At 46.7% G+C, this 23943-nt stretch carries 27 protein-coding genes, 1 pseudogene and 1 riboswitch; of the genes and pseudogenes, 14 read left to right on the top strand and 14 right to left on the bottom strand.

The window, feature by feature from the left end:
- Positions 1-17 precede the first annotated feature (17 nt).
- Positions 18-530 (bottom strand): phosphatidylglycerophosphatase A family protein, encoded by a 513-nt coding sequence (locus tag CEG13_RS17725; protein WP_100013227.1) that lies wholly within the window; start codon positions 528-530, stop codon positions 18-20.
- A 98-nt stretch (positions 531-628) separates the two neighbouring features.
- Here CEG13_RS17725 and CEG13_RS17720 point away from each other — a divergent pair, with 98 nt between their 5' ends.
- Both CEG13_RS17720 and CEG13_RS17715 read left to right on the top strand, forming a co-directional pair.
- On the top strand, positions 629-1597 hold the full coding sequence (locus tag CEG13_RS17720) for a protein kinase family protein (RefSeq protein ID WP_100013237.1): 969 nt from the start codon (positions 629-631) through the stop codon (positions 1595-1597).
- A 22-nt stretch (positions 1598-1619) separates the two neighbouring features.
- Positions 1620-2582 (top strand): 2-hydroxyacid dehydrogenase, encoded by a 963-nt coding sequence (locus CEG13_RS17715; protein WP_100013226.1) that lies wholly within the window; start codon positions 1620-1622, stop codon positions 2580-2582.
- 513 nt (positions 2583-3095) lie between these two features.
- Here CEG13_RS17715 and CEG13_RS17710 read toward each other — a convergent pair.
- A pseudogene (locus CEG13_RS17710) lies at positions 3096-3320 on the bottom strand (NifU family protein); the annotation flags it as partial.
- Positions 3321-3470: 150 nt separating this feature from the next.
- Between CEG13_RS17710 and CEG13_RS17705 the strand changes: the two are divergent.
- The 3 genes from CEG13_RS17705 to CEG13_RS17695 all read left to right on the top strand — a co-directional run bounded on the left by CEG13_RS17705 (position 3471) and on the right by CEG13_RS17695 (position 5130).
- Positions 3471-3794 (top strand): YuzD family protein, encoded by a 324-nt coding sequence (locus CEG13_RS17705; protein ID WP_100013224.1) that lies wholly within the window; start codon positions 3471-3473, stop codon positions 3792-3794.
- Between the two features lie 17 nt (positions 3795-3811).
- Positions 3812-4681, top strand: a complete 870-nt coding sequence (dapF, locus tag CEG13_RS17700; RefSeq protein WP_100013223.1) for a diaminopimelate epimerase — start codon at positions 3812-3814, stop codon at positions 4679-4681.
- Positions 4682-4773: 92 nt separating this feature from the next.
- Entirely contained in the window at positions 4774-5130 is a 357-nt protein-coding gene (locus CEG13_RS17695) for a HesB/IscA family protein (RefSeq protein ID WP_100013222.1), read from the top strand.
- Positions 5131-5232: 102 nt separating this feature from the next.
- Here CEG13_RS17695 and CEG13_RS17690 read toward each other — a convergent pair whose 3' ends face one another.
- Positions 5233-6219, bottom strand: coding sequence for an NAD(P)/FAD-dependent oxidoreductase (locus CEG13_RS17690; RefSeq protein ID WP_100013221.1), 987 nt, complete (start codon positions 6217-6219; stop codon positions 5233-5235).
- 260 nt (positions 6220-6479) lie between these two features.
- Between CEG13_RS17690 and CEG13_RS17685 the strand changes: the two genes are divergently transcribed.
- The 4 genes from CEG13_RS17685 to CEG13_RS17670 all read left to right on the top strand — a co-directional run bounded on the left by CEG13_RS17685 (position 6480) and on the right by CEG13_RS17670 (position 10258).
- Positions 6480-7697 (top strand): NAD(P)/FAD-dependent oxidoreductase, encoded by a 1218-nt coding sequence (locus CEG13_RS17685; RefSeq protein ID WP_100013220.1) that lies wholly within the window; start codon positions 6480-6482, stop codon positions 7695-7697.
- Between the two features lie 137 nt (positions 7698-7834).
- Positions 7835-8146 carry a YuiB family protein gene (locus tag CEG13_RS17680; protein WP_100013219.1) on the top strand — a complete coding sequence of 104 codons (312 nt, stop codon included), beginning with the start codon at positions 7835-7837 and terminating at the stop codon, positions 8144-8146.
- Positions 8147-8239: 93 nt separating this feature from the next.
- A complete protein-coding gene (locus CEG13_RS17675; protein ID WP_100013218.1) occupies positions 8240-8929 on the top strand; it encodes a 3D domain-containing protein in 690 nt (229 codons plus the stop codon).
- 108 nt (positions 8930-9037) lie between these two features.
- Positions 9038-10258 carry a CynX/NimT family MFS transporter gene (locus CEG13_RS17670; protein ID WP_239984704.1) on the top strand — a complete coding sequence of 407 codons (1221 nt, stop codon included), beginning with the start codon at positions 9038-9040 and terminating at the stop codon, positions 10256-10258.
- A 47-nt stretch (positions 10259-10305) separates the two neighbouring features.
- On the opposite strand, the gene CEG13_RS17665 is transcribed toward CEG13_RS17670, so the two are convergent.
- From CEG13_RS17665 to deoD, 3 genes are all read right to left on the bottom strand, one after another.
- On the bottom strand, positions 10306-10779 hold the full coding sequence (locus CEG13_RS17665; RefSeq protein WP_100013217.1) for a divergent PAP2 family protein: 474 nt from the start codon (positions 10777-10779) through the stop codon (positions 10306-10308).
- A gap of 565 nt (positions 10780-11344) precedes the next feature.
- The gene (locus CEG13_RS17660) at positions 11345-11944 is read right to left on the bottom strand and encodes a biotin transporter BioY (RefSeq protein WP_100013216.1); all 600 of its coding nucleotides are present in this window, start codon (positions 11942-11944) and stop codon (positions 11345-11347) included.
- A gap of 113 nt (positions 11945-12057) precedes the next feature.
- A complete protein-coding gene (deoD, locus tag CEG13_RS17655) occupies positions 12058-12765 on the bottom strand; it encodes a purine-nucleoside phosphorylase (protein ID WP_100013215.1) in 708 nt (235 codons plus the stop codon).
- A gap of 212 nt (positions 12766-12977) precedes the next feature.
- Between deoD and CEG13_RS17650 the strand changes: the two genes are divergently transcribed.
- The gene (locus CEG13_RS17650) at positions 12978-13241 is read left to right on the top strand and encodes a phosphocarrier protein HPr (protein ID WP_100013214.1); all 264 of its coding nucleotides are present in this window, start codon (positions 12978-12980) and stop codon (positions 13239-13241) included.
- Between the two features lie 29 nt (positions 13242-13270).
- Here the strand turns inward: CEG13_RS17650 and kapB are convergent, their stop codons facing one another.
- Positions 13271-13660: a kinase-associated lipoprotein KapB gene (gene kapB, locus CEG13_RS17645; RefSeq protein ID WP_100013213.1), complete on the bottom strand. Its 390-nt coding sequence runs from the start codon at positions 13658-13660 to the stop codon at positions 13271-13273.
- 120 nt (positions 13661-13780) lie between these two features.
- Between kapB and CEG13_RS17640 the strand changes: the two genes are divergently transcribed.
- A complete protein-coding gene (locus CEG13_RS17640; RefSeq protein ID WP_338033023.1) occupies positions 13781-13993 on the top strand; it encodes a hypothetical protein in 213 nt (70 codons plus the stop codon).
- Between the two features lie 103 nt (positions 13994-14096).
- On the top strand, positions 14097-14675 hold the full coding sequence (locus CEG13_RS17635; RefSeq protein WP_100013212.1) for a superoxide dismutase family protein: 579 nt from the start codon (positions 14097-14099) through the stop codon (positions 14673-14675).
- A gap of 46 nt (positions 14676-14721) precedes the next feature.
- Here CEG13_RS17635 and CEG13_RS17630 read toward each other — a convergent pair whose 3' ends face one another.
- From CEG13_RS17630 to CEG13_RS17605, 6 genes are all read right to left on the bottom strand, one after another.
- Positions 14722-15270, bottom strand: coding sequence for an NADPH-dependent FMN reductase (locus CEG13_RS17630; protein ID WP_100013211.1), 549 nt, complete (start codon positions 15268-15270; stop codon positions 14722-14724).
- A gap of 733 nt (positions 15271-16003) precedes the next feature.
- Positions 16004-17170 (bottom strand): PatB family C-S lyase, encoded by a 1167-nt coding sequence (locus CEG13_RS17625; RefSeq protein WP_100013210.1) that lies wholly within the window; start codon positions 17168-17170, stop codon positions 16004-16006.
- Positions 17171-17400: 230 nt separating this feature from the next.
- Positions 17401-18747, bottom strand: coding sequence for a glucose-6-phosphate isomerase (locus CEG13_RS17620; protein ID WP_100013209.1), 1347 nt, complete (start codon positions 18745-18747; stop codon positions 17401-17403).
- Between the two features lie 370 nt (positions 18748-19117).
- On the bottom strand, positions 19118-19489 hold the full coding sequence (gene yugI / locus CEG13_RS17615; protein ID WP_100013208.1) for a S1 domain-containing post-transcriptional regulator GSP13: 372 nt from the start codon (positions 19487-19489) through the stop codon (positions 19118-19120).
- A gap of 107 nt (positions 19490-19596) precedes the next feature.
- Positions 19597-20598, bottom strand: a complete 1002-nt coding sequence (locus tag CEG13_RS17610) for a potassium channel family protein (RefSeq protein WP_100013207.1) — start codon at positions 20596-20598, stop codon at positions 19597-19599.
- 92 nt (positions 20599-20690) lie between these two features.
- Positions 20691-21248: a thioredoxin family protein gene (locus tag CEG13_RS17605; protein ID WP_100013206.1), complete on the bottom strand. Its 558-nt coding sequence runs from the start codon at positions 21246-21248 to the stop codon at positions 20691-20693.
- 119 nt (positions 21249-21367) lie between these two features.
- On the opposite strand from CEG13_RS17605, the gene CEG13_RS17600 reads away from it, so the two are divergent.
- The gene (locus CEG13_RS17600; protein ID WP_100013205.1) at positions 21368-22423 is read left to right on the top strand and encodes a M20/M25/M40 family metallo-hydrolase; all 1056 of its coding nucleotides are present in this window, start codon (positions 21368-21370) and stop codon (positions 22421-22423) included.
- A 76-nt stretch (positions 22424-22499) separates the two neighbouring features.
- Positions 22500-22651, top strand: a riboswitch (FMN riboswitch).
- A gap of 157 nt (positions 22652-22808) precedes the next feature.
- The gene (locus CEG13_RS17595) at positions 22809-23390 is read left to right on the top strand and encodes an ECF transporter S component (RefSeq protein ID WP_100013234.1); all 582 of its coding nucleotides are present in this window, start codon (positions 22809-22811) and stop codon (positions 23388-23390) included.
- A gap of 177 nt (positions 23391-23567) precedes the next feature.
- Here the strand turns inward: CEG13_RS17595 and CEG13_RS17590 are convergent, their stop codons facing one another.
- Positions 23568-23927, bottom strand: coding sequence for a TraR/DksA C4-type zinc finger protein (locus CEG13_RS17590; RefSeq protein WP_100013204.1), 360 nt, complete (start codon positions 23925-23927; stop codon positions 23568-23570).
- Positions 23928-23943 lie beyond the last annotated feature (16 nt).

The following is a 23943-nucleotide window of genomic DNA, read 5'->3' as shown; positions in this document are numbered from 1 at the left end:
CCGGCTCCTGCATTTTTTTAATCATCAATCGACACATCATCGGCATTGCTGTGGGCCAGCCTGCTTGAAGCAGCCGCAGCAATGGCTCCCACAATGTCATCAAGAAACGTGTGGACTTCCCCGGTCGATTTATCATTTAATCGTTTCAGAATGCCCGGTTTCTGTTTATCAATATAGCCGTAATTAGTAAAGCCGATGGAGCCGTAAACATTAATAATCGACAGGGCGATCACCTCGTCAATGCCGTACAGTCCTTCATCGGTGTCAATCGTTTTCTGCAGCGGCTGGTCAAGCATTTGCTTTTCTGCCATGACGTCCAGCTGGATGCCGGTCAGGACCGCATTTTGCACCTCGCGTTTTGTCAGCACCCTGTCAACATTATAGAGGCAATCCTCCATGCTGAGATTTTCATGATATTTGGACTGCAAGTAATAGACGAGCTCGGCAATATCCTCGAGTTCCACTCCGCGCTCTGTCAGCCACTTCCTTGCTTTGACTTCCAGTTCACTCTTTTTCGTGTTCTCTTCCATACAAACACTCCTTTAGTTTTCCTTATCTGGTTAAAAATCGCTCCCATGGTTCATAGGCTATTATATAAGCAAATGGATGAGGAGGGTTTCCATTGCCGATGAGAGATTTTCTTACTGCAAATTATGCCATCCGTACAGAAGATAAACTGACATTGGATGGCAGAGAAGGTTATATCCAAGATAATACTGTCTATTTTATCATGTACGCCGATAACAGGGAAATGATTCATATGGAGCAGGCGGTGCTTTCCTATTATTTGATGGAACAGCAATACGATCACATGGCGGTTCCGATCCCCAATCGTCAAGGCCAGTGGTACACCGAGTATCAGGACAAAACTTTCACGGTGCTCCAAGTGCGGGCACTAAAGGGGGAATCACAGCTCTCCCCTGGTGCGCTTCTGGCAAATTTTCATCAAACCGGAGCGGCCTACAGCTATGAGCCGCGAGCCGTGTCCAGCTACGGGGCTTGGCACAGCTTGTGGATTGATAAACTGACTTTGTTTGAGGAGACGATTGAAAAAAGTGCGGCCGATCATCCGTCGTCCTATTACCGACTGCTGATGGACAGTATGCCATATATTATTGGCATTAGTGAAAATGCGATTCAGTATGTGCAGGAAACGGAAAACGAGCGGCGATTCCATGAGGGGGATCAAGGGACCATTGCGTTTAGAAGGTATGCGAATCAGCTGGGGAGTCCGGTGCTTTGGCCGGCCGACTTGGTGTATGACCACCCGGCGCGTGATGTTGCAGAAGCGATGCGCTGGATGTTGCTGGAGGATGAAGGCGAGGGAACGCTCGCAGCTTTTGCGGAGCAGTATCAGACGGTTCGGCCATTGTCCGTGTTCAGTTGGCGGTTAATTTATGCCAGATTGCTTTTTCCGATTCATTTATTTGACCTGCTGGAGCGGGGATTTTCTACCGATGATACCGCACCGCTTGAAAGAGAGTTGCAGGTACTTTTGGAAAAACAGGATGCTTATGAAAAACGGTTGCGCCATTTTTACCAGCATTCCGGGCTGGGAGAGGAAGCGCGTGACCTCCCTGTGTTACACTGGCTCTAAGAAAAGAGCAGGAGGGAAAGACATGAATAAGCCAGTGATTTATGTGACACGAAAACTCCCGGAAGAGCGGTTGGAACCTTATCGGGAACATATGGAAATTCGCATGTGGGAAGAGACAGATACGCCCGTTTCGCGGGAAGTGCTGCTGAAGGAAGTAAAAGAAGCAGACGGTCTGTTATGCATGCTGAGTGAAAAAATCGACCACGAACTGCTTGATGCGGCATCCCGTTTGCAGGTTGTCGCAAACCTGGCTGTCGGCTATGATAATATCGATGTCGAGACAGCCAAACAAAAAGGGGTCACGGTAACCAACACTCCGGATGTACTGACCGAGACAACCGCCGATCTGGCATTTGCGCTGCTGATGGCTACTGCCAGAAGAGTGGTGGAAGCGAGTGAGTATATCGAAGCGGATCAGTGGCAAAACTGGTCGCCGTATTTGCTAGCTGGCTCGGACATTCATCATAAGACGATCGGGATTGTCGGCATGGGACGGATCGGGGAAGCGGTGGCCAGACGGGCGCGAGGGTTTGCGATGCCGGTGCTTTACCATAACCGTTCAAGGAAATACCAGGCAGAAGCAGAGATTCCGGCGACTTATGCTGAGCTGGAGACATTGCTGGAAGAATCGGATTACGTCGTCTCTGTTGTTCCGTTGACCAAGGAAACGAAGCAGTTGTTTGACGAGTCAGTATTCCGGCGCATGAAAAAATCGGCTATCTTTATCAACATCTCCCGCGGGGCGGTTGTTGATGAGGAGGCGCTTGTCACCGCACTGGAAAATGGAGAAATCAAAGCTGCCGGGCTGGATGTATTTACGGAAGAACCGATTCGCTCCGATCATCCGCTGATGCAGCTCGATAATACGGTCTGCCTGCCGCATATTGGTTCTGCCAGTACGGAAACCAGAAGTGCGATGATTGATTTGTGTCTGGATAATATTTCTGCGGTTATGGAAGGAAAAGCACCTAAAACTGCTTTGTAAACAAAACCTATAATATGCGGTATAGCCTGCCGCTGCGGAAATACCCTTCGCTTTCCGCGGGCGCTGGTGAGCCTCCTCGTGCTGTCGCACTGCGGGGTCTCACCTATGCTTATGATCCCGCAGGAGTCTTCGGGTATTTCCTCCGCTGGGTGATGTACTTTGTTGCTTTACTGTTTGCTAAATTAAAAGTACAATATCCATTTTCGATGGTTGATTGGAGCGGAGGGCATCCGACTCCTGCGGGAAAAGCACGAGTCTAGACCTGAGCAGGAAGCGGTTTTCTTCCGAGGAGGCTGAAGCCGTGCCCGCGGAAAGCGGATGCCCGCAGCGGAAATCAACAAGCACACATGTCGAATTCCAATCAATTCTATAAAGAATCATATGTACTTCCGTAACGGCAGGTTATGTCACAGTTCCCATCAACTGCAACCCACACGAAAGACCTTAAATAACAATCAAAAAAAGCAGACATGCTGCATTCCAGCTGTCTGCTTGCTTCTATATGAGGAAAGTTTAAAATACCTGTTCGATTTCTGTCACGCCGGGAACTTCTGCCATCAGAGCGCGTTCGATTCCCGCTTTCAGGGTGATGGTAGAACTTGGGCAATTGCCGCATGCTCCCATCAGACGAAGAAGTACAATGCCGTCATCATCCACATCAACCAACTCGACATCTCCGCCATCACGCAGTAAAAATGGACGCAGTTTGCTCAGCACTTCCTGTACTTGTTCTTGCATTATCCATCTTCTCCTTTCTATACTCCTATTATAAACCGCCATTGCAAAAAAATCTATCGGTAAAATAACATTTGCTTTACTGATTAATTATATTTTATCTTTTTATCAATGTTTTGTAAAATAAAAGTAGTTGGCGAGGGGGGAAACAACATGAAAAAAATAATGATTACCGTCTATGGTGCCGAGCAGATTTGTGCAAGTTGTGTCGGTGCGCCTGGATCCAAAGACACGTATGAATGGCTGCAAGCAGCAATTGACAGAAAGTATCATTCCGAACCGGTTGAATATGAATACGTCGATATTAATTACCCGCCGCAAGTGGAAAAACATCAGCAATTCGCTGAACGGGTGCTGGAAGAGGACATGTTTTACCCAATCGTTTTCATTAACGATGAAATGGTCGCAGAAGGGATTCCCCGGCTGAAACCGATCTATAAGGAACTTGATAATCAAGGACTCAAACAGCAGACATAAAGAAATGAGGATGACAAATGGAACTGCCTTTCATCAAAATGCATGGACTGGGAAATAATTATATTTATGTCGATTTATTCCAATTTCAAATAGAAGAAGAAATACTTCCAGATCTGGCGCGGGCTGTCGCTGATGTAAACACAGGGATTGGTGCGGATGGCCTGATTCTTATTCAGCCAAGTAAGCGCGCGGAGGTAGGCATGCGCATCTTTAATAAAGACGGCTCCGAGGGAAAAACCTGCGGCAATGGTCTGCGCTGCACCGCGAAATACGCCTATGAGCATGGTTTGGTGGCGACGGAAAAATTTCAGATTGAAACCAAAGCCAATCTGGTGGCAGCAGAAGTTGAAGGTGAGAGTGGCAGAGCAGAAGAGATTACCATTAATATGGGCGCACCAATGCTTGAAAGATCTGCGATTCCCATGCTTGGTGAGGAGAAAAACAGGGTAGTGGCCGAAGATTTTGCGGTAAAAGATGCACAGATGAAAGTCACTGCCGTATCGATGGGTAATCCGCATGCCGTATTTTTTGTGGACGATATTCAGCAGGCGCCGCTTTATCAACTAGGCCCTGTGATTGAAAAAGACGCACGTTTTCCGGAAGGCGTGAATGTGGAATTTGTTGAAGCCGTATCGGAAACGGAATTAAATTTTCATGTATGGGAACGCGGATCCGGAGTGACACAGGCTTGCGGAACCGGTGCCTGTGCCGCTGCCGTTGCTGCTGTACTGAACGGTTATGCCAGGCAGGGAGAGACGATTACCGTTCATCTTGCAGGCGGCGATTTAATGATAAACTGGAGTGAGGATGGCGATGTCTGGATGACCGGCGGAGCAGAGGTGATCGCAGCAGGCACGTTTTTTTACAACGGGAAGGCACGGATTTAGCTATGCTGCTGGCTCAATTGGTTGAATGAATCGCTTTCTGCTTGTATACTAAAGAGTAAGAAATAACCTTTGAAAGAAGGAGGTCGCCCGATATGGTGATTACACTGACAGATAAAGCTGTTGATCGGATTAAGGAAATGATGGCTGACGAACCGGTGGATGCGCGCCTGCGTTTTGGCATCCAAGGCGGCGGCTGCAGCGGGCTGTCTTACGCGCTGGGCTTTGAATATGAAGTGAATGAGGAACTCCAAAGGGAAGAAGAAATAAATGGCATCCCGGTCTTGTTTAATAACCAGGATATTCCGATTATAGAAGGAACGACGATTGACTTTAAACAGAATATGATGGGGGGCGGGTTTTCCATCGAAAATCCGAACGCTATCGTCTCCTGTGGCTGCGGTTCTTCTTTCCGCACGAAAGATAAAGTTGGAACCCCGGGAGATTGCTAATGAACAAGAGCCAGGATGCTATATGAGCATGCTGGCTCTTGTGTTTTTAAATTGGAACCAACGTAGCAGCGAGTAAATCCTCCGCTCACACAGCCTTCCGGATTAAAACATAGCCGTTGAATGCTTCGGCTGAATCCTTGCTTTCGGATCAATGTATTGCTTGGCGTTATTAATCGCAGTTGGCCCTTCGCCGAAACCAGTGGCAATCAGTTTCACTTTTCCTTCATAGGTACAAATATCGCCTGCTGCATAGATGCCGCGGATGTTTGTCTCCATTTTGCTGTTGACAACAATGCTGTTTTTCTCGATATCCAGCCCCCATTCCTTTATCGGTCCAAGGGTGGAAACGAAGCCATAATTGCACAGCACCGAATCAACGGTCAGCTCGATGGTTCTGTCCCCTTTGACTTCTTCCAGGGTCACTGCGTCAATTTTGTTACTTGCTGTAATCGATGCAGGCACAAAAGGGGTGAGTGTTTCCACCGACGAGGCATGGAGTTTTTCTACACTGTGCTCATGCGCGCGGAACTTCTCCCGCCGGTGCACCAGGGTTACTTTTTTGGCAATCGGCTCAAGCATCAGTGCCCAGTCGACTGCCGAATCGCCACCACCCAAGAGAAGTACATGCTGATCTTTGTACTGATTCATATCTTTGACGTGATAATGCAGATTAATCCCTTCAAACTGCTCGCTGGCCCCGACATTCAACCGCCTTGGCTGAAACGCGCCGTTGCCCGCGGTGATGATGATTGTTTTCGTCCGGTGGATTTCCCCTGTGTTTGAGGTAAGCTTGAACGTATCATCTTCCAGCCGCTCCACCTGGTCTATCGACTGCTCCAGGACAATGGTCGGGCCAAAAAGATTCGCTTGTTCCTCCAGATTGTCCACCAATTCCTGGGCGCCAACTTTCGGGAAACCGGCAATATCATATATATCTTTCTCCGGATACAGGGCGGTCAGCTGCCCCCCGGTATGCGGCAAACTTTCAATAATTTTTACACTCGCCTGACGCATCCCGCCGTAAAAAGCAGTGAACAACCCGGTAGGTCCTGCGCCAATAATTGTGACATCATAAACTTGTTCTGCCAAGAAACTGTCCCTCCATTTCTCTCGTTGCTACCACACCACTCCCATATTATCACAAATGCACGGAAATGTACGAAGAGGGTGCACATAAGGAAAAAAAAATCGACAAAATTCGGGAAGTGACAGGCACCTTGACACACAGGTTGAAAAACAAGAGAAAAAACGCTATGATGATGAATGGGTATTTTACAAATATGTAACAGTTAGGTTATATTTACATATCAGAAAGACTGCGGCGAATGCTGAATGGATGTGATGATTAAATGAGCAAACCGAATATTGTGATATTGGGTGCCGGGTATGGCGGCATGATAACAGCAGTCAGACTGCAGAAGACGATCAAGCCATCTGAGGCGACAATTACACTCGTAAACCGAAATGATTACCATTATCAGACGACCTGGCTGCATGAAAATGCGGCAGGCACCTTGCCCCATGAACGGACCAAGATTCCGATTAATGACTTGATTGACCGTGACAAGGTAAATATCGTACTGGAAAAAGTGGTTGGGATCAAACCTGAGGAGAAAAAGGTCAAATTGGAAAAAAGCGAATTAAGCTATGATATATTGGTGGTCGGCTTAGGGTTTGAAGCGGCCACTTTTGATGTGCCAGGGCTGGATAAGCATGCCTTTACGATTGAAGACCTCAACAGTGCCCGGCTCCTGAACCAGAATCTGGAGTATCATTTTGCCGCATACCACCATGGCAAGAAGGCAGATCCGTCCAGGCTGAATATCGTTGTTGGAGGCGGCGGATTTACCGGCATTGAGTTTCTGGGGGAGCTGGCAAACAGGATACCGGCACTTTGCGAGAAATTTGATATTGAGAAAACCCTGGTGCGAATCGTTAATATTGAAAAGTCGCCGATGGTGCTTTCCGGATTTGATCCGCAGCTGGCAGATTATGCGATGAATTCCCTGGAATCCCGCGGGGTCGAATTTATTACCGGTGCGGCGATTACAGCCTGTGAGCCAGACCGCATGATGTATGAAAAAGACGGTAAGGAAATCGAAATACCAACACGCACAACCGTCTGGGCGGCAGGCGTGAGGGCAAATACACTTATTGAGCAGTCTGGCCTTGCCACCAACAGAGGAAAAGTGGAGGTACGTGAGGATCTGCGCAGTCCGGATTATGATGATATTTTCGTCATAGGGGATTGTGCCACCGTGTTTGATGAATCCACAGGTGACGCGTATCCCCCGACAGCCCAGATTGCGATCCAGCAGGCAAAAACTGCTGCCCGCAATATCAAGTCGCTGATCACCACTGGGGAGACGGAAAAATTTCAGCCCAAAATTCTTGGCACGGTTGCTTCCCTCGGACATAATGATGCGGTCGGCGAGCTGTTCGGCAGCCGGAAAATACGGGGCTTAAGTGCGGTGATAATGAAAAAAATCATTGATAACCGCTATTTGCTGCAGCTGGGCGGTATCCGCCTGTTGATGAGGAAAGGCAAATTCAATATTTTTTATTGAGCAAGATAAACAGCGATGACTTGTTGTCCCAAGTCATCGTTTTCTAATACCCAGCAAAACCCCGGACAGGAAGCTTGCCCTTTCTTTTCTCTTTATTATAGAATGTAGGTTGCATGGTTCGGAAGGGAGATACTGCGTTGATTCAATTAGTTGTATCGATTATATTATATTTCGTGATATTTTTTGGGATCGCTTTTATATTGAATATGCTATTACGTCGGACATGGCTGATGGCTGTGCTTTATCCAGTTATTGTTATTATGATTGTCGATAATATTTCTACATGGAACTATTTTACAAGCCCCGGAGAAGCCTTCTCGGCGATAGGGGAGAGGCTGATGAGCATCACGGCAGTGGACATAACGATATTGCTTTCCGGTTTTGCCGGGACTATTCTGTCAGGCATTGTGATTAAGATGCTCAGGAAGAACGGATATCAGATGTTTTAATGCTGGAAGAATAGCAGCAAACCAAGATTCTTAAAAAAAGATGAATATAATTTTACTAGATTGGGAATGATGACATCCAGTGAGGTGTTATCAATGAAAACCAAAAATTTTATTCGAAGAGCGGGGATGCTGCTGTTATTTTCCCTGGCATTCCTTGCTACGGCAACTTCCATTTCCAATGTCTCCCTGGCAGATGTCCAGACTTGGGTAACAGAGGAAGTGAGCGGCACAGCTGCTAATGGCACTCATCCTTCATCGGAGTTTCGACATACAGCAATAAAGGAAAAATCGCTAAAATCTAAGGATGAGAAAGAACGCTTGATTTCCAGTGATGAAATTGACGGGCCGCAAACGCTGGATGAAGCGGTAAATTTTGAACAGTATCCCTCAGCCACGGTTATGGCTACCGGTTACACAGCCGGGGTGGAATCAACAGGTAAAACACCATCCCATCCGATGTACGGCATCACGTTTTCCGGTGTGCAGGTGAAGCGAGACTTGTATTCTACTATTGCTGCGGATTTAGATGTTTACCCAATCGGAACTATTATGTTCATCCCTGGTTACGGATATGGTGTTGTGGCCGATAAGGGTAGTGCCATTAACGGCAACGACATTGATTTATACTACGAAACGGTAGAAGATGTGTATTCAGAGTGGGGAAAAAAAGAGCTTGAGGTATACATTGTGGAAATGGGAGACGGCAGCCTGACAGAAGAAGCATTGACAGAACTGAATGAAACGGAAGCATTGCAAGTGTTTAGACAGAATATAACGGAATAATAACGGAAAATGGAGGGTTCCCTATTTAGGGGGCTCTCCTTTTTGCATGGTTCTTTCTGTGCTATGATAGAAGGCAGTGAATCTTTGAGAGCGTAGGAGGGACCCAGCATGACGGAAAAACAGCAGGCAATGCCAGGGAAAGACGGTAATCGGATCTATTTTTTCCTGTTATTGGCTGGAATTATTGTGGTGGCATTTAATCTGCGTCCCGCCATCACATCGGTCGGACCGCTGATCGGCATGATCCGTGATGATCTCGGGCTTTCCAACTGGAGTGTGGGCATTTTGACAAGTCTGCCGCTGGTCGCATTTGCCATCATGTCACCAGTCGCTCCCAGACTGGCAAATCGCTGGTCCAACGAGCGCGCACTGTTGATGGGCTTGCTGCTGCTTTTCGCTGGCATTGTAATTCGTTCGCAATCCGCAGTAGCTCTTTTGTTTTTCGGGACATTGCTGATTGGTTTTGGTATCGCTATTTCCAATGTTCTTCTGCCAGGGGTAGTTAAGGAAAAATTTCCTGACAGAACGGAATTGATGACAGGGGTGTACTCCACATCCATGGCTATCTTTGCGGCAGCTGCTTCGGGCTTGAGTGTGCCACTGGCGAGTGGTGCCGGGCTTGGCTGGCAGCTCGGATTGATGGTCTGGGGACTGCCGGTGATTGCCGGTGTGCTGATCTGGCTGGTGATTAATCGCAAAAACACCGGGAAAGAAGAGAAAGACGTCAACTATGTTACAGCAGGCGGCAACCGCATGTGGCGTGCGCCGCTTGCCTGGCAAGTGGCCCTTTTTATGGGGTTTCAGTCTACGTTATTTTATGTAACGATTTCCTGGCTCCCGGAAATTCTCATTTCCTATGGGGTGACGATGGAGACGGCTGGCTGGATGCTTTCGGTTCTGCAGCTGATTGGCCTGCCATTTAGCTTCCTAATGCCGGTATTGGCAGGCAAATTTCACTCCCAATGGGGGCTGGTCATCGGTTTGGGCATTTGCGGAACCGCGGGCTATAGCTGTTTGTTATTTGCTCAAGTTTTTCCAGTCATGCTGATCAGTATTGTGCTTCTTGGTGTTGCGCTTGGAGGAATGTTTCCACTCTGCCTGACCTTCTTGGCGATGCGTGCCCGTACTGCAAAGCAGGCTGCGGAATTATCGGGGATGGCACAGTCGCTCGGTTATTCATTGGCTGCAATAGGGCCTGTGATGATCGGTTATTTGTACGATATTACCGGAACATGGAGCATACCAATTAGCGTGCTGATTTTTATATCCGTACTGGTCGTTGTATTCGGCTCTCTTTCTGGCCGAAACCGCTACGTAACGGATGCATAAGAAAAAGCGCAAGTGCTGGTGGAAGGGCACTTGCGCTAGGTATGATACTAATAAAATTGCGAGAGAAAAAATGCAATACCAACACCAGTTAATCCGCCGAAAAACACTTCAATCGGCTGATGTCCAAGCAGTTCCTTTAATTCCCTGCGCTTTTGATATTCCTCTTTATTATTCCAATCTTTTGCTTCATCAAAAAAGCTTTGAAAGTCTTTAATCAGCATATTCAGCACCGCTGCCTGCTCGCCGGCTTGCCTTCTTACTCCTGTGGCGTCAAACATGGTGATGATGCTGAAGACAAAGGCGAGGGCGAAGATATTTGAGGTGACTCCTTCACTAATGCCTATCCCAGTGGTGAGCGCGGTGACAGCCGCGGAATGACTGCTTGGCATGCCGCCCGTGCTGAATGCCAGACTCGGTGAAAATTCTCTGGCTATCAGCATTTTAATGGGGATTTTTACTACCTGGGCAAAGACAATTGCCGTCAAAGCAGCGGTTACCGGAAAATTTAAAAACAGATCCATAAAAGGGCAAACATCCTTCCTGCGGGCTTCATCTAAAAACGTACCTGTCGCGGTTTGTTTGATGTTATTTTATCACATTGACTCGCTGAACGCTATGTTTCGATGAATGCAGCCTGCCGTTGTTTTCCTTATATGAACCTGTTCCCTTTAGCTACAATAAATAAGCCGACAAGAAATAAAACGTTCGATGTGTTCTCTAATTGCTAGGATTTTAAAAGACCATACACTTAATGAAAAAGAAAATGCTTCCCTAAAACAAGCCGTCAACTAACGGACTTAGCAAAAATGTACCAACAATTATTCCAAGGACAAACAACAGGATGTATACGAGAACCTTATTTATATTCATTTGTTTCCTCCCTCTGCGCTGATACTTTTATGATATAACACAGACAGAACTATTTGACAACAATAATATTGGAATAATTGTTTTTTTGACAATTATTCACATTGAAGAGATTGAGTCTGGGAGTAAATAAAAATAACCCCAGCCGAACTGGAACCAATGGAGAGATATCTTTCTCATCATTAACTTGGTAACATGCTCTAGTAAATAAATTACCAACTATACTCCGGTTTCACTCAATTGACGCATAACAATTTTACGCTTGGACAGATTTATCATAAACACGCCGGCCAAACAAGCGAGCACGGCATCTTTTATAAGAAACGGAACCATCGACAGCCAGGCGGCAGTATACGGGATTGGCAACTCCAGCCAGCCATTCATGGCCAGATACATGTACGAAACCCCGATTCCATAATTGAAGACAAGGCCTGTAAAAGCTGCGGTTATGTAAAGATAGAGTGCCCTCTGCTGGTTTTTCATCGAAATCCAGCCAACAAAAAACGCAACAAATATAAAGGAAATAATGAAGCCGCCCGTTGGTTGTAATAATACCATCGGACCTGCATGAAACCCGGCAAACACCGGCACACCGGCCAGTCCGACAAATGTATAAGCGATCATGGCAATGGTTCCAAGTTTCCTGCCAAGCATCAGCCCTGCCAGCACCGCGAAAAAGGTTTGCAGCGACAACGGAACTGATGCGCCTCCGATCGGTACCGCAAGAAACGGGAACCATACCGTAATATTTGCACCGATCGCCATCAGGCAGACGAAAACGGCACCATAGGTTAAATCAATTGGACGCAAGCTTTTCAATCTTCTCTCTCCCCTCTATGAAAATAATAATCATAGAGAGATAAATTGTCAACCATCAATATTATAAGGGTGACAATAAAAAGCAGCCCTTGAGCGGACTGCTTATTACCAAATTATTTTACAGCTGCTTCCAAGGCAACCTCCATCATCTCATTGAATGTCGTTTGCCGCTCCTCGGCACTGGTTTCCTCGCCTGTCAAAATGTGATCAGATACCGTCAGCACCGACAGCGCCTGTCGTCCGAACTTCGCAGCCAAGGTGTAAAGTGCGGTGGTTTCCATTTCAACTGCCAGCACTTGATATTTGGCCAGCAATTCGTTTACTTCCTGAGCGTTGTCGCGGTAAAATGTATCACTTGTGAAGACATTCCCCACGCGCAAATTCAATCCTTTTTCAACACCGGCATCATAGGCATTTTTCATTAGCTGAAAATCTGCCAGTGGAGCGTAGTCAATTCCGCCAAAAATCATTCGGTTCATCTGCGAATCAGTCGTGGAACCTTGAGCGAGGATGACGTCCCGCACTTTCACGTCTTTCTGGATGGCGCCACATGTACCGACACGGATTAATTTTTTCACATCATAGCTTTGGATCAATTCATTAACATAGATTGAAATGGACGGAACACCCATCCCTGTGCCCTGTACGGAAACACGTTCGCCTTTGTATGTTCCGGTGAACCCGAGCATCCCGCGCACTTCATTGTACTGGGTGACATTTTCGAGAAAATTTTCCGCAATAAATTTTGCCCTAAGCGGGTCGCCCGGCAATAGAATTTTATCAGCAATAGCTCCCTGTTCTGCACCAATATGTACACTCATTTATTCTTCCTCCTTGCGCTACATTAGATTTCAAGTTAACGTTATCACAACGCCTAGACAAAGACAAACAACTCTTTCACCGGGATAATTCTTTTCGCTAAAATTAGCGAATACGAGCGTGTTTCAATTCATTTTTCGGCAAAAATAGTGTATGATAGAAGCTGTACTCAGTAAAATAGTACGTGAGAATATGTTTTGGAAGGATGAGTTCGATGGCAGAGAAGAAATTTACAATTACTGCAGATACAGGAGTGCACGCCCGCCCGGCTACATTGCTGGTAAATAAAGCAGGACAGTATGAATCAGATGTGGAAGTTTCTTACAATGACAAAAAGGTAAACCTGAAATCCATTATGGGCGTTATGTCCCTTGGAATTCCAAAAGGTGCCGAGATCACGATCACCGCTACAGGCGGAGACGAAGAAGAAGCGATTAAAGGTGTCACAGAAGTAATTGAAGAACATTTGGGCGAGTAAAAGGCTGGAGCAATCCAGCCTTTTTCATTTCAGTAATAGGTTCTTTCATAAATTTCTTCCAGCCCGCTCATTGTTTGCAGGGCTTTCTGACTGTAGGCGGAACCATCCGCAACAAGTTTTTCCTTATAAACGTTCACTGCCTGCTTTAGGGACTGGCCATAGGATGGAATTTCCCCTGCATAGGGCTTGACGGCGGGTTTTTTTACATTCATTTTTTCATGAGGAGCGAGAGCTTTTCGCTCATGAAAAAATACATCCTCTACCTGATTGGGGTTATGCAGATCTCCTTGCATCGGATGTTTTTCTACTGCCAGCACTTCAATGAGGTAGCGGTCGCCTCTGTCCTCCCTGACTTCACCTATGTAAGTGCCGGATTTATAATGGGCACGGACGTTTTCGCCAATCGATACATCAGCCATCGTGAATCACTCCTTGTCTATATTCTCGCAAAAATATCACAGATTTGCGAACATTATGCTGGTCCGGTTTTGCATGCCGGTAAATTTTGTTATAATACACGTTGAAGGATGTGAGTACGAATGATCATGATGCCATTTCTTTATTTTCCTGAGGATAAATCCGAATATATTCCGGCACTCATTACATTATTGATCTTTGCCGCTTTAGCGGTCGTCACGCTTTACCTGATCCACCGTCACTCCAAAAAAGAAGAACGTGAATTTAACGAAAAATATAAGCAGGACATAGAATATGCAGAAAACCGGGATAAAGCGTCAGATCCGCGCGAATAGTGGAAGAGCCTTTCTTTTGTTGAAGAGAGGCTTTTATTTTTTGCGTTTAGCCTATTGCCTTTTGGTTGATACTAGAGACAACAATGCAAAAGGAGATAATCTGATGCGGGCAATTTTATTATTAATTTTTATGACGTTTTTGGTTTCCTGTCAGAGCGGAAACAGTGAGGCGAACCGAACGGTGGAAATGTATAATGCATCCGGCGACATGGTGGGGACGGCAGAACTGTCCGAGCAGGATGCCGGGGTGCAGGTTAAATTAAGTCTGGAAGGGTTGGAACCTGGTTTTCATGGGGTGCATGTTCATGAATTCCCACAATGCGAAGGGCCGGATTTCACCAGTGCCGGCAATCATTTCAATCCGGACGGGAACGAACATGGCCTTATGCATCCGGAAGGCTCCCATCTTGGTGACCTGCCGAATGTGGAAGCAGATGGCAGCGGGATTGTCGAAGCGGAACTGATGCTTGCAGAGGCGACTCTGAAAGACGGGAAAAAATCGATTCTAAGAGGCGAGGGGACCTCCTTAATTGTTCATGACGGCCAGGACGATGGGGTAAGCCAGCCCGGCGGCGAGTCGGGTGACCGTATCCTGTGCGGCGTGATTAAAACGGATCCGGATCCACAAGGCGAAGAAACACCGACAGACCCAACCGAATTTAATGAAGAACAAGAAAAATAAAGCTGCTGTGCCTTCATTGGCATAGCAGCTTTTGTTTGTACGGGGATTACGCTTGATACTTCTTAATCAAATCAACAAAGGAATCCACGAAAGTTTGCAGGAATTGAATGGTTCCTTCATTGTTGATTTTACCATTTTCATCCACTAAATCTGCTGAATTGGCAAGATAGACCTCAGGCTGCTGAACAACAGGCATATTCAGGAACGTGAGAGATTGACGTAAATGATGGTTTGCGCCAAATCCGCTCAGATTACTGATAGATTGACTGATAATCGCTGCTGGTTTGCCATCCCATACACTTTCACCATAAGGCCTTGAACCTACATCCAATGCATTTTTTAACACACCTGATACGGAACGGTTATACTCTGGGGTTACGAATAAAACAGCGTCAACTCCCTTGATGGTGTTGCGGAATATGGTATATTCCTCTGGAGAATTACCGTCATATTCCTCATTGTACAAAGCAAGATTGCCGATTTCCACAAACTCTGTTTCATACCCCTCCGGAAACAGGGAAGCTACATTCTTTGCAATTTTTTTGGAAAAAGACTCTTTCCGCAGACTGCCAACTACAATACCGATTTTCGTCATGTTGATCACCCTTTTTTTAGATTTTCTTTTTTGACTTTTTTCTAATGAGAAGTTGTTTTGACACAATATCCATAGACTGTGGCGTAAAATCAGTGAGGTTAATGATCGTCGCTACGGAAATACATTCCGCTTTCCGCGGGAGGCTGGTGAGCCCCCTTGTGCTGTCGCACTTCGGGGTCTCACCTAAGCCTTTCCTCCCGCAGGAGTCCCCATGTATTTCCTTCGCTGCCTGATGTGGTTTTTGACTCTACTGCGTGTTTAAATCAACTACCACTCTTGATAGTTGATTTCTGCTGCAGGCAGTAACTTTCTGCAAGCACGTGCTTCAGCCTCGGCCTAACAGGATGTTAGTCATGAAGGCGCCTGAGACAGGACGTCGTGATTTTAGCCTTCCATCCTTTAACCGCTTTCTGCTCAGGTTTAGACACTTGCTTTCCCTTAGGAAATCGACTGCCGTCAGCCCCAATCAATCACCTACACAGTGGGTAGTTATTGGTTGCTTTTAAAAACACACCGTTAGCGGAGGAAATACCCCGAGACTCCTGCGGGGTGATAAGCATAGGTGAGACCCCGCAGCGCGTAAGCGTGAGGAGGCTCACCAGCGCCCGCGGAAAGCGAGGGGTATTTCCGCAGCGGCAGCCTATGTCACGTTTTTAATCAACCACGACATAATTAAGAAACAAAACTTACGAAAAAAGCCTCTTTTTAAGTCTTTCCTAACTATTTACTTTCATTACATTCCTTCCACAGCGGTAATCAGCCGCTCCACACCGTCTTCCACTAAGGCTTTAGGACAGGCAATGTTCATGCGCATGAAGTAGCCGCCTTCCTCGCCGTAATCCAAACCCTTATTCAGTCCGACCCGGGCTTTTTCCACCATGAATTTATTCAGTGCCTGATCATCCAATTCCAGCCCGCGGCAATCAATCCACAAAAGATACGTGCCTTCTGTGCGGGTGACTTTGAGGTTAGTGCGGCTTTCCAGTTCTTCTATCACATAATTCCGGTTTTTCTCAAGCACCGTTTTCAGCTCATCCAGCCAGGCTTCTCCGTGCAGGTAGGCTGCTTCCAATGCGGTCGAACCCATCGTATTCAGCATATGATGGCCCTGTTTGCCTAGCATTTCATCCAGCTTATCTCTTTTTGCTTTATCCTCCGTTACACAATAGGATGCCTGCAATCCGGCAAGGTTGAATGTCTTGGAAGGGGACATACAGGTAATCGTCTGCTTGGAAATCTCCGGGGAAAGACTGGCAATCGGAATATGACGCTCTCCCGGATAGATCAGGTCCGCATGGATCTCATCTGACAGAATAAGCACATCATGTTTCAGGCAAAGCCTTGCCATTTCCTCGAGTTCTTCCTTTTTCCACACACGGCCGACCGGGTTATGCGGGGAACAAAGAATAAAGGCCTTCACTCCCTGACGCAGTTTTTCTTCAAAATCGACAAAATCAATCGTGTAATAGTTATCTTCCCGGACGAGCGGACTTTTGACAACTTCTCTGCCATGGCCCTCGATCACACTATAAAATGGTGTGTACACCGGCGTTTGGATTAAAATTTTGTCTTCCGGTTCCGTGAATGCCTGAACCGCCATATGTAAGCTGGTGACAACGCCCGGACTGAAAGACAGCCAATTTTCGTCTATTTGCCAGTCATGGCGGCGTGAAACCCAGTTGGTGACGGCGCCTTTGACCTCATCATCGATCACCGTATAGCCATAAATGCCATGTTTAGCGCGGGCGATCAGCGCCTCGTTTACAGCTTCCGGCGCCTTAAAGTCCATATCAGCCACCCACATCGGCAGCACGTCATCCGACTGGAAAACTGCCTTAAGCATGTCCCATTTCACGGAGCGAGTATTTTTGCGGTCATGTATCGTATCAAAAAATCCCATTTGTCAGCCTCCTTCTCTTTCACTTTATATTATTATAACAAATTGCCTGTCAGCAAACCCGGCTGACAGGCTGAAAAAAAGCAAAAAAAAAGCAAAGCGCTAAAAACGCTTTGCCTACAGGGGGAATACGAGAAAGTCTTACATTAATAGTATTACCCCTGCCTGTACAAAATAAACATCTTTTACCAAAAGTTTGTTAAAAATTTCCGGATTTTGTTGTCTAACCAAAATTAAAGCCGTTTTTCCAGAGCTTGTTTCGCATCTTCAAATCCAGGCTTGCCTAAGAGGGCAAACATATTCTTTTTATAAGCCTCCACACCCGGCTGGTCAAATGGATTGACGCCGAGCAGATAGCCGCTGATGGCACAGGCTTTTTCAAAGAAATAAACAAGATAGCCGAATGTATGGGCATCAAGACGTGGCACTTCCACTACTAAATTGGGAACCCCGCCGTCTGTGTGCGCGAGCAATGTGCCCTGGAAGGCTTTATCATTAATCTCATGGATGTTTTTGCCTGCCAGATAATTCAGCCCGTCGGCATTTTCCTCGTCTGCCTCCAGCGTCAGATCATTTGCGGACTCGTTCACATGCAGAACCGTTTCAAAGATATTCCGCCGGCCTTCCTGGATGTACTGGCCAAGGGAGTGGAGGTCTGTCGTGAAGTTGGCAGAGGAAGGGTAAATCCCTTTTTGATCTTTGCCTTCACTTTCTCCGAATAACTGCTTCCACCACTCGGCGAAATATTGCAGGCTCGGCTCATAATTGATCAGCAGCTCGGTAACTTTTCCTTTGTTATATAAAATATTACGCACTGCTGCGTACTGGTAAGCCGGGTTGTTGGAAAGGGAAGGCTCTGCCAAATCGTTTCTGGCTGCAGCAGCTCCTTCCATCATCGCTTCAATCGAAATGCCACTGACCGCGATTGGCAAAAGACCCACTGCTGTCAGTACCGAATAACGTCCGCCGACATCATCAGGGATCACGAATGTTTCATAGCCGGCCTGATCAGCACTGGATTTAAGTGCTCCTTTTTGTTTGTCCGTCGTGGCAAAAATTCGCTGCTTCGCTTCCTCTTCGCCATATTTTTCTTCAAGGAAATTTTTAAAAATACGAAAGGCAATTGCCGGTTCGGTGGTGGTGCCGCTCTTGGAAATGACATTGATGGAGACATCCTTATCCTTGAGCACTTCCAGCAACTGCGTCATGTAGGATGCACTCATATGATGTCCGGCGAAAATCACCTGTGGCGCATTGCGCTCTTCTTTGGACAGAAGGGTGTTAAACGGGTGGTTAAGCATCTCCAGAGCCGCACGAGCGCCCAAATACGAACCGCCAATCCCGATCACTAATAGCACATCGGAATCGTTTCTGATTTTCTCTGCGCTTTTTTGAATTCGGGTAAATTCCTCTTTATCATAGTCTACCGGCAAATCGAGCCAGCCGAGAAAATCACTGCCTGCCCCGGTCTGTTCGTGCAGAGCCTGGTGGGCAGTCTCTACGTATTTTTCCAGGTTGTCCAGCTCTTGCTGATTAAAAAAATCAAGGGCTTTATCATAGTTGAATGAAACATGTGTCATTAGCTGTATTTCCTCCTCGAGAGTCTACGTCATTTCATTACATTATCACTTTAACTCAAAACAGGACGGGAGGTAAAGGAAACTTGTTTTATCCCCGAGTTTTTTGGTTCTGGGCGAGTAAAGGACTTCCGGTCGAGAGCGAGAACTTCTGCCGGAGAGCGAGAACTTCAGCCTGAGAGCGGAAACTTCTGCCGGAGAGCGAGAACTTCAGCCGGAGAGCGAGAACTTCAGCCCGAGAGCGGAAACTTCTGCCCGAGTGCAGAAACTTCAGCCCGAGAGCGAAAACTTCAGCCCCACTGCTCTAACTTCCGCGCGTTGCACGTCATCCAGTCATAAAAAAAGACATGCTCACGCGGCATGTCTCTTGGGATTACTTCTTGCTATCATCAGACTGATTAATCCAGTCCTGAAGCTTATCTTTTAACGTATTAAAACCGCCAGTTTCGTCATTGTTATCCTGTGCTGCTTTTTTCTGCGGTTTTGCTGTTTGTTTGGGAGCTTCTTCGGTGGCGCGGATCGACAGAGAGACTTTGTTTTTCTCTTCATCGACATTCAATACTTTTACTTTCACTTCATCGCCAACAGCCAGATGTTCATTAATATCTTTAACAAATCCGTGGGTTACCTCTGATATATGAACCAATCCCTGTACTTCCTCATCCAGTGCTACAAATGCCCCATAAGGCTGAATTCCGGTTACTTTCCCCTCGATCACTTGACCGCTCTCAAAGTTTGAGATCATGCTGAACAACTCCTATATCTATTCGATTCTTTTTACACAATATATCATTTTAGCAGAAATCCGGGGAAGAAGCAAAAGATTTCCAGCAAATTCAGCAGGGGGAAAAGTCAGGACCAGGGACGAATGGTTATCAGCATATCCTCTTTTTGCAACAGAAAATCGGGACCCGGATTGATCATCCATTCATCGCTGCGCAGAATCCCAAGGAGCAGCCTGCCATCCTTTAAACAAATATTGCTGGCATGACGAAAAGTTGCCTCCTCAAGCTCTTGGGGCAGTTTCATATGGGAAAACTGCTGGCTTTTTAATAGATAAAGGATATCTTCAAAAGGCTTCGCTGTCTCGGTTCTGCGCAGTTCATGATAAAGCAGTGTGCTCATAAAATCATTCGATTTGATAATCGTGGTGGCGCCTGCTCGCAATGCATTTTCGATCTGGGTTTTTGAAAGGATTTCCGCGACGATTGGGAGATCGTGATTATTTCCGCGAATTGCCACCGTTGTCAGGATCGTATAATTATCCGCCTGCCGCTCATGCTCCGACAAATCCGCCGTAATGATTACCCGCTCGGCGTGTTCAATATTTGCCTGAGCCAGTGTTTCATCCTCGCTTGCGTCCCCATGGATGAAATGTACCGGATAATGCTGGTAGGCGAGATGGTTCAGGCTCCGGTCAATCAGCACGATCCGCTGCTCTGGCTCATGATCCATCGTAATATCAAGCAGCTGGCGGGTGCGCTCATTCCAGCCGATAAAAATCAGATGTCCCTTCCCCTTAAATGCAGCTTTGCCCTGGGTTTGATTTTGCTGATGACGAATGGCGGCAGCGGAAAATCTTGTAATATAAAAGGCAATCAATCCACCGCCTGTCAGGATGAGGAAAATGCCAATTATTTTCCCTCTGATGGTGAGCGGCACAAAATCGCCATAGCCGACGGTCGCAGCTGTGACAAACGCCCACCAGATGCCGTCAAAAATGGTCGGGAACTGCTCAGGCTCAACCAGATGGATTGAGATGCCGAACAGTGACATGATAAACAAAATGACCAACAGCAGCTTGGCGATAACGGGAAGCTTAAAATATAGAGATTTGATGATTTTAACGCTCATCAGCCTCAACCTTTTTTCCATAGGTTGGCTGGATGAAGCCTATCCTATACAAAAAGCCGACACCGTGGTGTCAGCTTTTGCGGTATTACCATTTAGCGATTTTCCAACGTTTGTTTTATATCATTGTAAGTCGCATCCCAGAAATCCCGGTTGTCACGGAAAGACTTGGTCATAAACAGGAGCATTTCCTGGAATTTTTCTTTGTAATCCTCCGCGTCTTTTTCCGGCAGGTTCTTCCGCGACTCATCGACCATCTCTTGTACTTGAGGTGCGCGCGGCCCCCATTTGGCCGTTTCTTTGCCATTTTCATCGATAAAAACAAAAATTGGAATCGAGCGGGATTTGCCGTTGGTCAAGTACTGATCCATCAATTCCAGGTTTTTGTCCCGTTCCAGCAGGCTTACTTCAATACCTGCTGCTTCGGCGAGCCGGAATAAAATTGGCACATTCATCATCGCATCGCCACACCAGTCCTCTGTCAGCACAATTGCCCGCAGTTTTTCCTCGCTCAGCTTCTGAACAAACTTCTCCTCTCCTTCAGGAAGAGAAAAATGATCATAGACGTACAGCAGATTTTCCTTATGCTTCTCCATTGACTCGATGTATGTATCAGGCGACATGCCTTTTTCAAACCATTGATTTAATTCCATCTAAACAACTCCTTTTATAAAAAAGTTTACCCTTAAATGAGAGTGCCGTAAACTGAAGTGCCCTTGGCCGGGAAATCTGCTATGATTGGGACAGAAACAGATGAAGGAGGAAGACGCAAATGAAGGCGAATCAGGATTTTTTGCAGGAATTGCTGCAAACTCCGTCTCCGTCGAGCAATGAGATGGTTATTCAAAAGAAATGGATCAGTTATGTAAAAGATTTTGCGGATGAGATCCGGACCGACAATGCAGGAAATGCCATTGGAATACTTAATCCGGAGGCTCCATTTAAAGTCCTTTTGGCAGGGCACTGTGACGAGATCGCTCTGGTGATCAATCGAATAGATGAAATCGGCTTTTTGCATTTTGATAAAATGGGCGGCATCAACCCCAAAGCAGCGGTCGGCATGAAGGTGACCGTACTCGGATTTCAGAAAACAGTTACTGGTGTAATCGGTGTCAACGCGCAGCATCATGGCGGATTGAAAGAGGACTTCGGGCTGGAAGATTTATTTATCGACGTCGGCTATAAGACAAAGGAAGAGGCGGAGGAACATGTGCAAATCGGCGACCTGGCCGTCTACAAAACAGAACCGGAAATGTTGCAGGAACGCTACATAGCAGGCCGCGGCCTGGACAATCGCACGGGGGCGTTTATCGTTGCAGAGGTGCTGAAACGGCTAGCGGAAAAAGGCTGCAATGTCGGTGTTTATGCAGCAAGCACGGTAAATGAAGAGACCAACTTGGGCGGCGCTTATTTCGCTGCAGCTGGAGTTAACCCAACCATGGCGATTGCCTGTGATGTAACGTTTGCTACCGATTATCCGGGTGTGAATAAAAATAAACATGGCGACGTGCGGCTGGAAGGCGGTCCGGTTTTGGCCAAAGGTGCGCCGATCAATCTCAAGATCAATCAGCTGCTGGAAAAAGCCGCGAAAAAACTGGAAATGCAGGTGCAATATGAATTAACACCGCGAATGACCGGAACAGACGCGGATCGGATGCGCCTCACCGGCCGGGGAGTGCCGGTTTCACTTGTATCATTGCCGCTCCGCTATATGCATTCACCGGTGGAAACGGCAAGCTTTGAGGATATCGATGAAGAGATTGAACTGCTCGTGACAATGATCAGCGACCTGAGCGGGAAGGAAAGTCTGAATCCGTTGGAAGATTGATGGAGGGAAATTTTTGAGCATAACTCTTTTCAATGGAAAACACATCATGTATACTTAAGAAAATAAATAATTCGATTCCAATCTTCGGGGCAGGGTGAAATTCCCGACCGACGGTAAGAAGCAATGCTGCTTTAAGTCCGTGACCCGTGAGGAGGCAATAGCCCCTGAGCGGTGGATCCGGTGTAAGTCCGGAACCGACAGTTACAGTCTGGATGGGAGAAGATGTCGAGTATGGCTGGTGCATAGAAGCACCTGCTTATTCCTTGTGAAATCAATCGACAACCAACCCTAAAGCTCCGCAGCTTTAGGGTTTTTGTATTTTCATGAGGGCTCATCCTTCATCGGCACGAGAGTGGAATCGAAAAGATGAGGGAGGAACAAGATGATGAAAACAAATCAATCATCAAGTTTATTGAAATTAATTATCTTGGCATTAATGGTGACTATTTCCCTGGTGCTGTTTTTCTTGAATTTTCCACTGCCGTTTCTGCCTGCCTATCTGAAAATTGATTTCAGTGATATCCCGGCATTGATGGCATCCCTGGTGTTTTCACCAATGGCAGGGGTGGTCGTCGTAGGAATAAAAAATGCCCTGTATCTGCTTATTTCCGGAGCGGGCGACCCAATTGGCGTGGCAGCCAATTTCCTGGCCGGCGTGATGTTTGTCGTCCCCGTATCGATGCTGTACCACCGGTTTAAAGGTGTGAAAAGCGTCGTCTCAGGCTTGGTGACAGGCACTGTGATCATGGCAGTGGGCATGAGTGTGCTCAACTATTTATTTATCCTTCCTGCATATTCCTGGTTCATGGGCTGGGATATGTCGGCTCAAGCCATGTGGATTGCCGTCATAGCGGGTGTTCTGCCATTTAATATGATAAAAGGCATTGTCATTGGCCTGTTGTTCGTGCCGCTGTTTATTAAAATGCGGGTATGGATTGAACAGAAACAGGAGAAATTTGCGGCATAGTATAGATGAGGACCGTTCCTTAGATGGGGCGGTTTTTTTGTTGAGAAGGAACGCTGGGGATATCGACTGGTGGCGAAGAAATATCAACCCGAGAGCGAACCCCGCAGGGCACACGTGCACGCTTCCAATAAAGCCATCGAAAAAAGCCGCCCCTGCAAACAGGGCGGCTTTACACATTTATTCTTCCTCTTCCTCCACAAGATTCCGGGCAGTAGGTTGAACTTCCAGTCGTTCTGTCGGGATCGGCTTGCCGGATTTTTCGCTTAATCCGTACGTGCCGTTTTCTATTTTTTCCAATGCATCGTTAATATCGTCCAGACGCTCCTGCCGCATGAGATCAAGTCCTGCGTCGCGTTCCTGTTCGAACTGTTCTGTTCCCATGTCGCCGGGATGGTTGTCGTAGTCGGCGAGTTCTTCAACAGATTCATTTGGAGATTCTTCCTGATTGGCTTCGATTTTTGTTTCGTTTTCTTTTTTTAATTGCAAAAGCTGTTCTTTAAAAGATTTCAGCTGTTCCTTGTTTAGGTGTGTATCCATCGAAATCTCCTTCCTG

Origin of the sequence: Lentibacillus sediminis, from assembly GCF_002763455.1 — a bacterium.
GTDB lineage: Bacteria > Bacillota > Bacilli > Bacillales > Amphibacillaceae > Lentibacillus_D > Lentibacillus_D sediminis_A.
This window is presented reverse-complemented; position numbering and strand designations above follow the sequence as displayed.

Excerpts from the sequence above, each read along its gene's own strand:
- CEG13_RS17650 (WP_100013214.1), top strand. The coding sequence starts at position 12,978 with ATGGCAGAGAAGAAATTTACAATTACTGCAGATACAGGAGTGCACGCC.
- CEG13_RS17605 (WP_100013206.1), bottom strand. The coding sequence starts at position 21,248 with ATGGAATTAAATCAATGGTTTGAAAAAGGCATGTCGCCTGATACATAC.
- CEG13_RS17640 (WP_338033023.1), top strand. The coding sequence starts at position 13,781 with ATGATCATGATGCCATTTCTTTATTTTCCTGAGGATAAATCCGAATAT.
- CEG13_RS17675 (WP_100013218.1), top strand. The coding sequence starts at position 8,240 with ATGAAAACCAAAAATTTTATTCGAAGAGCGGGGATGCTGCTGTTATTT.
- CEG13_RS17620 (WP_100013209.1), bottom strand. The coding sequence starts at position 18,747 with ATGACACATGTTTCATTCAACTATGATAAAGCCCTTGATTTTTTTAAT.
- CEG13_RS17610 (WP_100013207.1), bottom strand. The coding sequence starts at position 20,598 with ATGAGCGTTAAAATCATCAAATCTCTATATTTTAAGCTTCCCGTTATC.
- CEG13_RS17635 (WP_100013212.1), top strand. The coding sequence starts at position 14,097 with ATGCGGGCAATTTTATTATTAATTTTTATGACGTTTTTGGTTTCCTGT.
- CEG13_RS17665 (WP_100013217.1), bottom strand. The coding sequence starts at position 10,779 with ATGGATCTGTTTTTAAATTTTCCGGTAACCGCTGCTTTGACGGCAATT.
- CEG13_RS17600 (WP_100013205.1), top strand. The coding sequence starts at position 21,368 with ATGAAGGCGAATCAGGATTTTTTGCAGGAATTGCTGCAAACTCCGTCT.
- CEG13_RS17670 (WP_239984704.1), top strand. The coding sequence starts at position 9,038 with ATGACGGAAAAACAGCAGGCAATGCCAGGGAAAGACGGTAATCGGATC.
- yugI (WP_100013208.1), bottom strand. The coding sequence starts at position 19,489 with ATGATCTCAAACTTTGAGAGCGGTCAAGTGATCGAGGGGAAAGTAACC.
- CEG13_RS17630 (WP_100013211.1), bottom strand. The coding sequence starts at position 15,270 with ATGACGAAAATCGGTATTGTAGTTGGCAGTCTGCGGAAAGAGTCTTTT.
- CEG13_RS17595 (WP_100013234.1), top strand. The coding sequence starts at position 22,809 with ATGAAAACAAATCAATCATCAAGTTTATTGAAATTAATTATCTTGGCA.
- CEG13_RS17590 (WP_100013204.1), bottom strand. The coding sequence starts at position 23,927 with ATGGATACACACCTAAACAAGGAACAGCTGAAATCTTTTAAAGAACAG.
- CEG13_RS17695 (WP_100013222.1), top strand. The coding sequence starts at position 4,774 with ATGGTGATTACACTGACAGATAAAGCTGTTGATCGGATTAAGGAAATG.
- CEG13_RS17725 (WP_100013227.1), bottom strand. The coding sequence starts at position 530 with ATGGAAGAGAACACGAAAAAGAGTGAACTGGAAGTCAAAGCAAGGAAG.
- CEG13_RS17685 (WP_100013220.1), top strand. The coding sequence starts at position 6,480 with ATGAGCAAACCGAATATTGTGATATTGGGTGCCGGGTATGGCGGCATG.
- CEG13_RS17705 (WP_100013224.1), top strand. The coding sequence starts at position 3,471 with ATGAAAAAAATAATGATTACCGTCTATGGTGCCGAGCAGATTTGTGCA.
- dapF (WP_100013223.1), top strand. The coding sequence starts at position 3,812 with ATGGAACTGCCTTTCATCAAAATGCATGGACTGGGAAATAATTATATT.
- CEG13_RS17720 (WP_100013237.1), top strand. The coding sequence starts at position 629 with ATGAGAGATTTTCTTACTGCAAATTATGCCATCCGTACAGAAGATAAA.
- CEG13_RS17715 (WP_100013226.1), top strand. The coding sequence starts at position 1,620 with ATGAATAAGCCAGTGATTTATGTGACACGAAAACTCCCGGAAGAGCGG.
- kapB (WP_100013213.1), bottom strand. The coding sequence starts at position 13,660 with ATGGCTGATGTATCGATTGGCGAAAACGTCCGTGCCCATTATAAATCC.
- deoD (WP_100013215.1), bottom strand. The coding sequence starts at position 12,765 with ATGAGTGTACATATTGGTGCAGAACAGGGAGCTATTGCTGATAAAATT.
- CEG13_RS17625 (WP_100013210.1), bottom strand. The coding sequence starts at position 17,170 with ATGGGATTTTTTGATACGATACATGACCGCAAAAATACTCGCTCCGTG.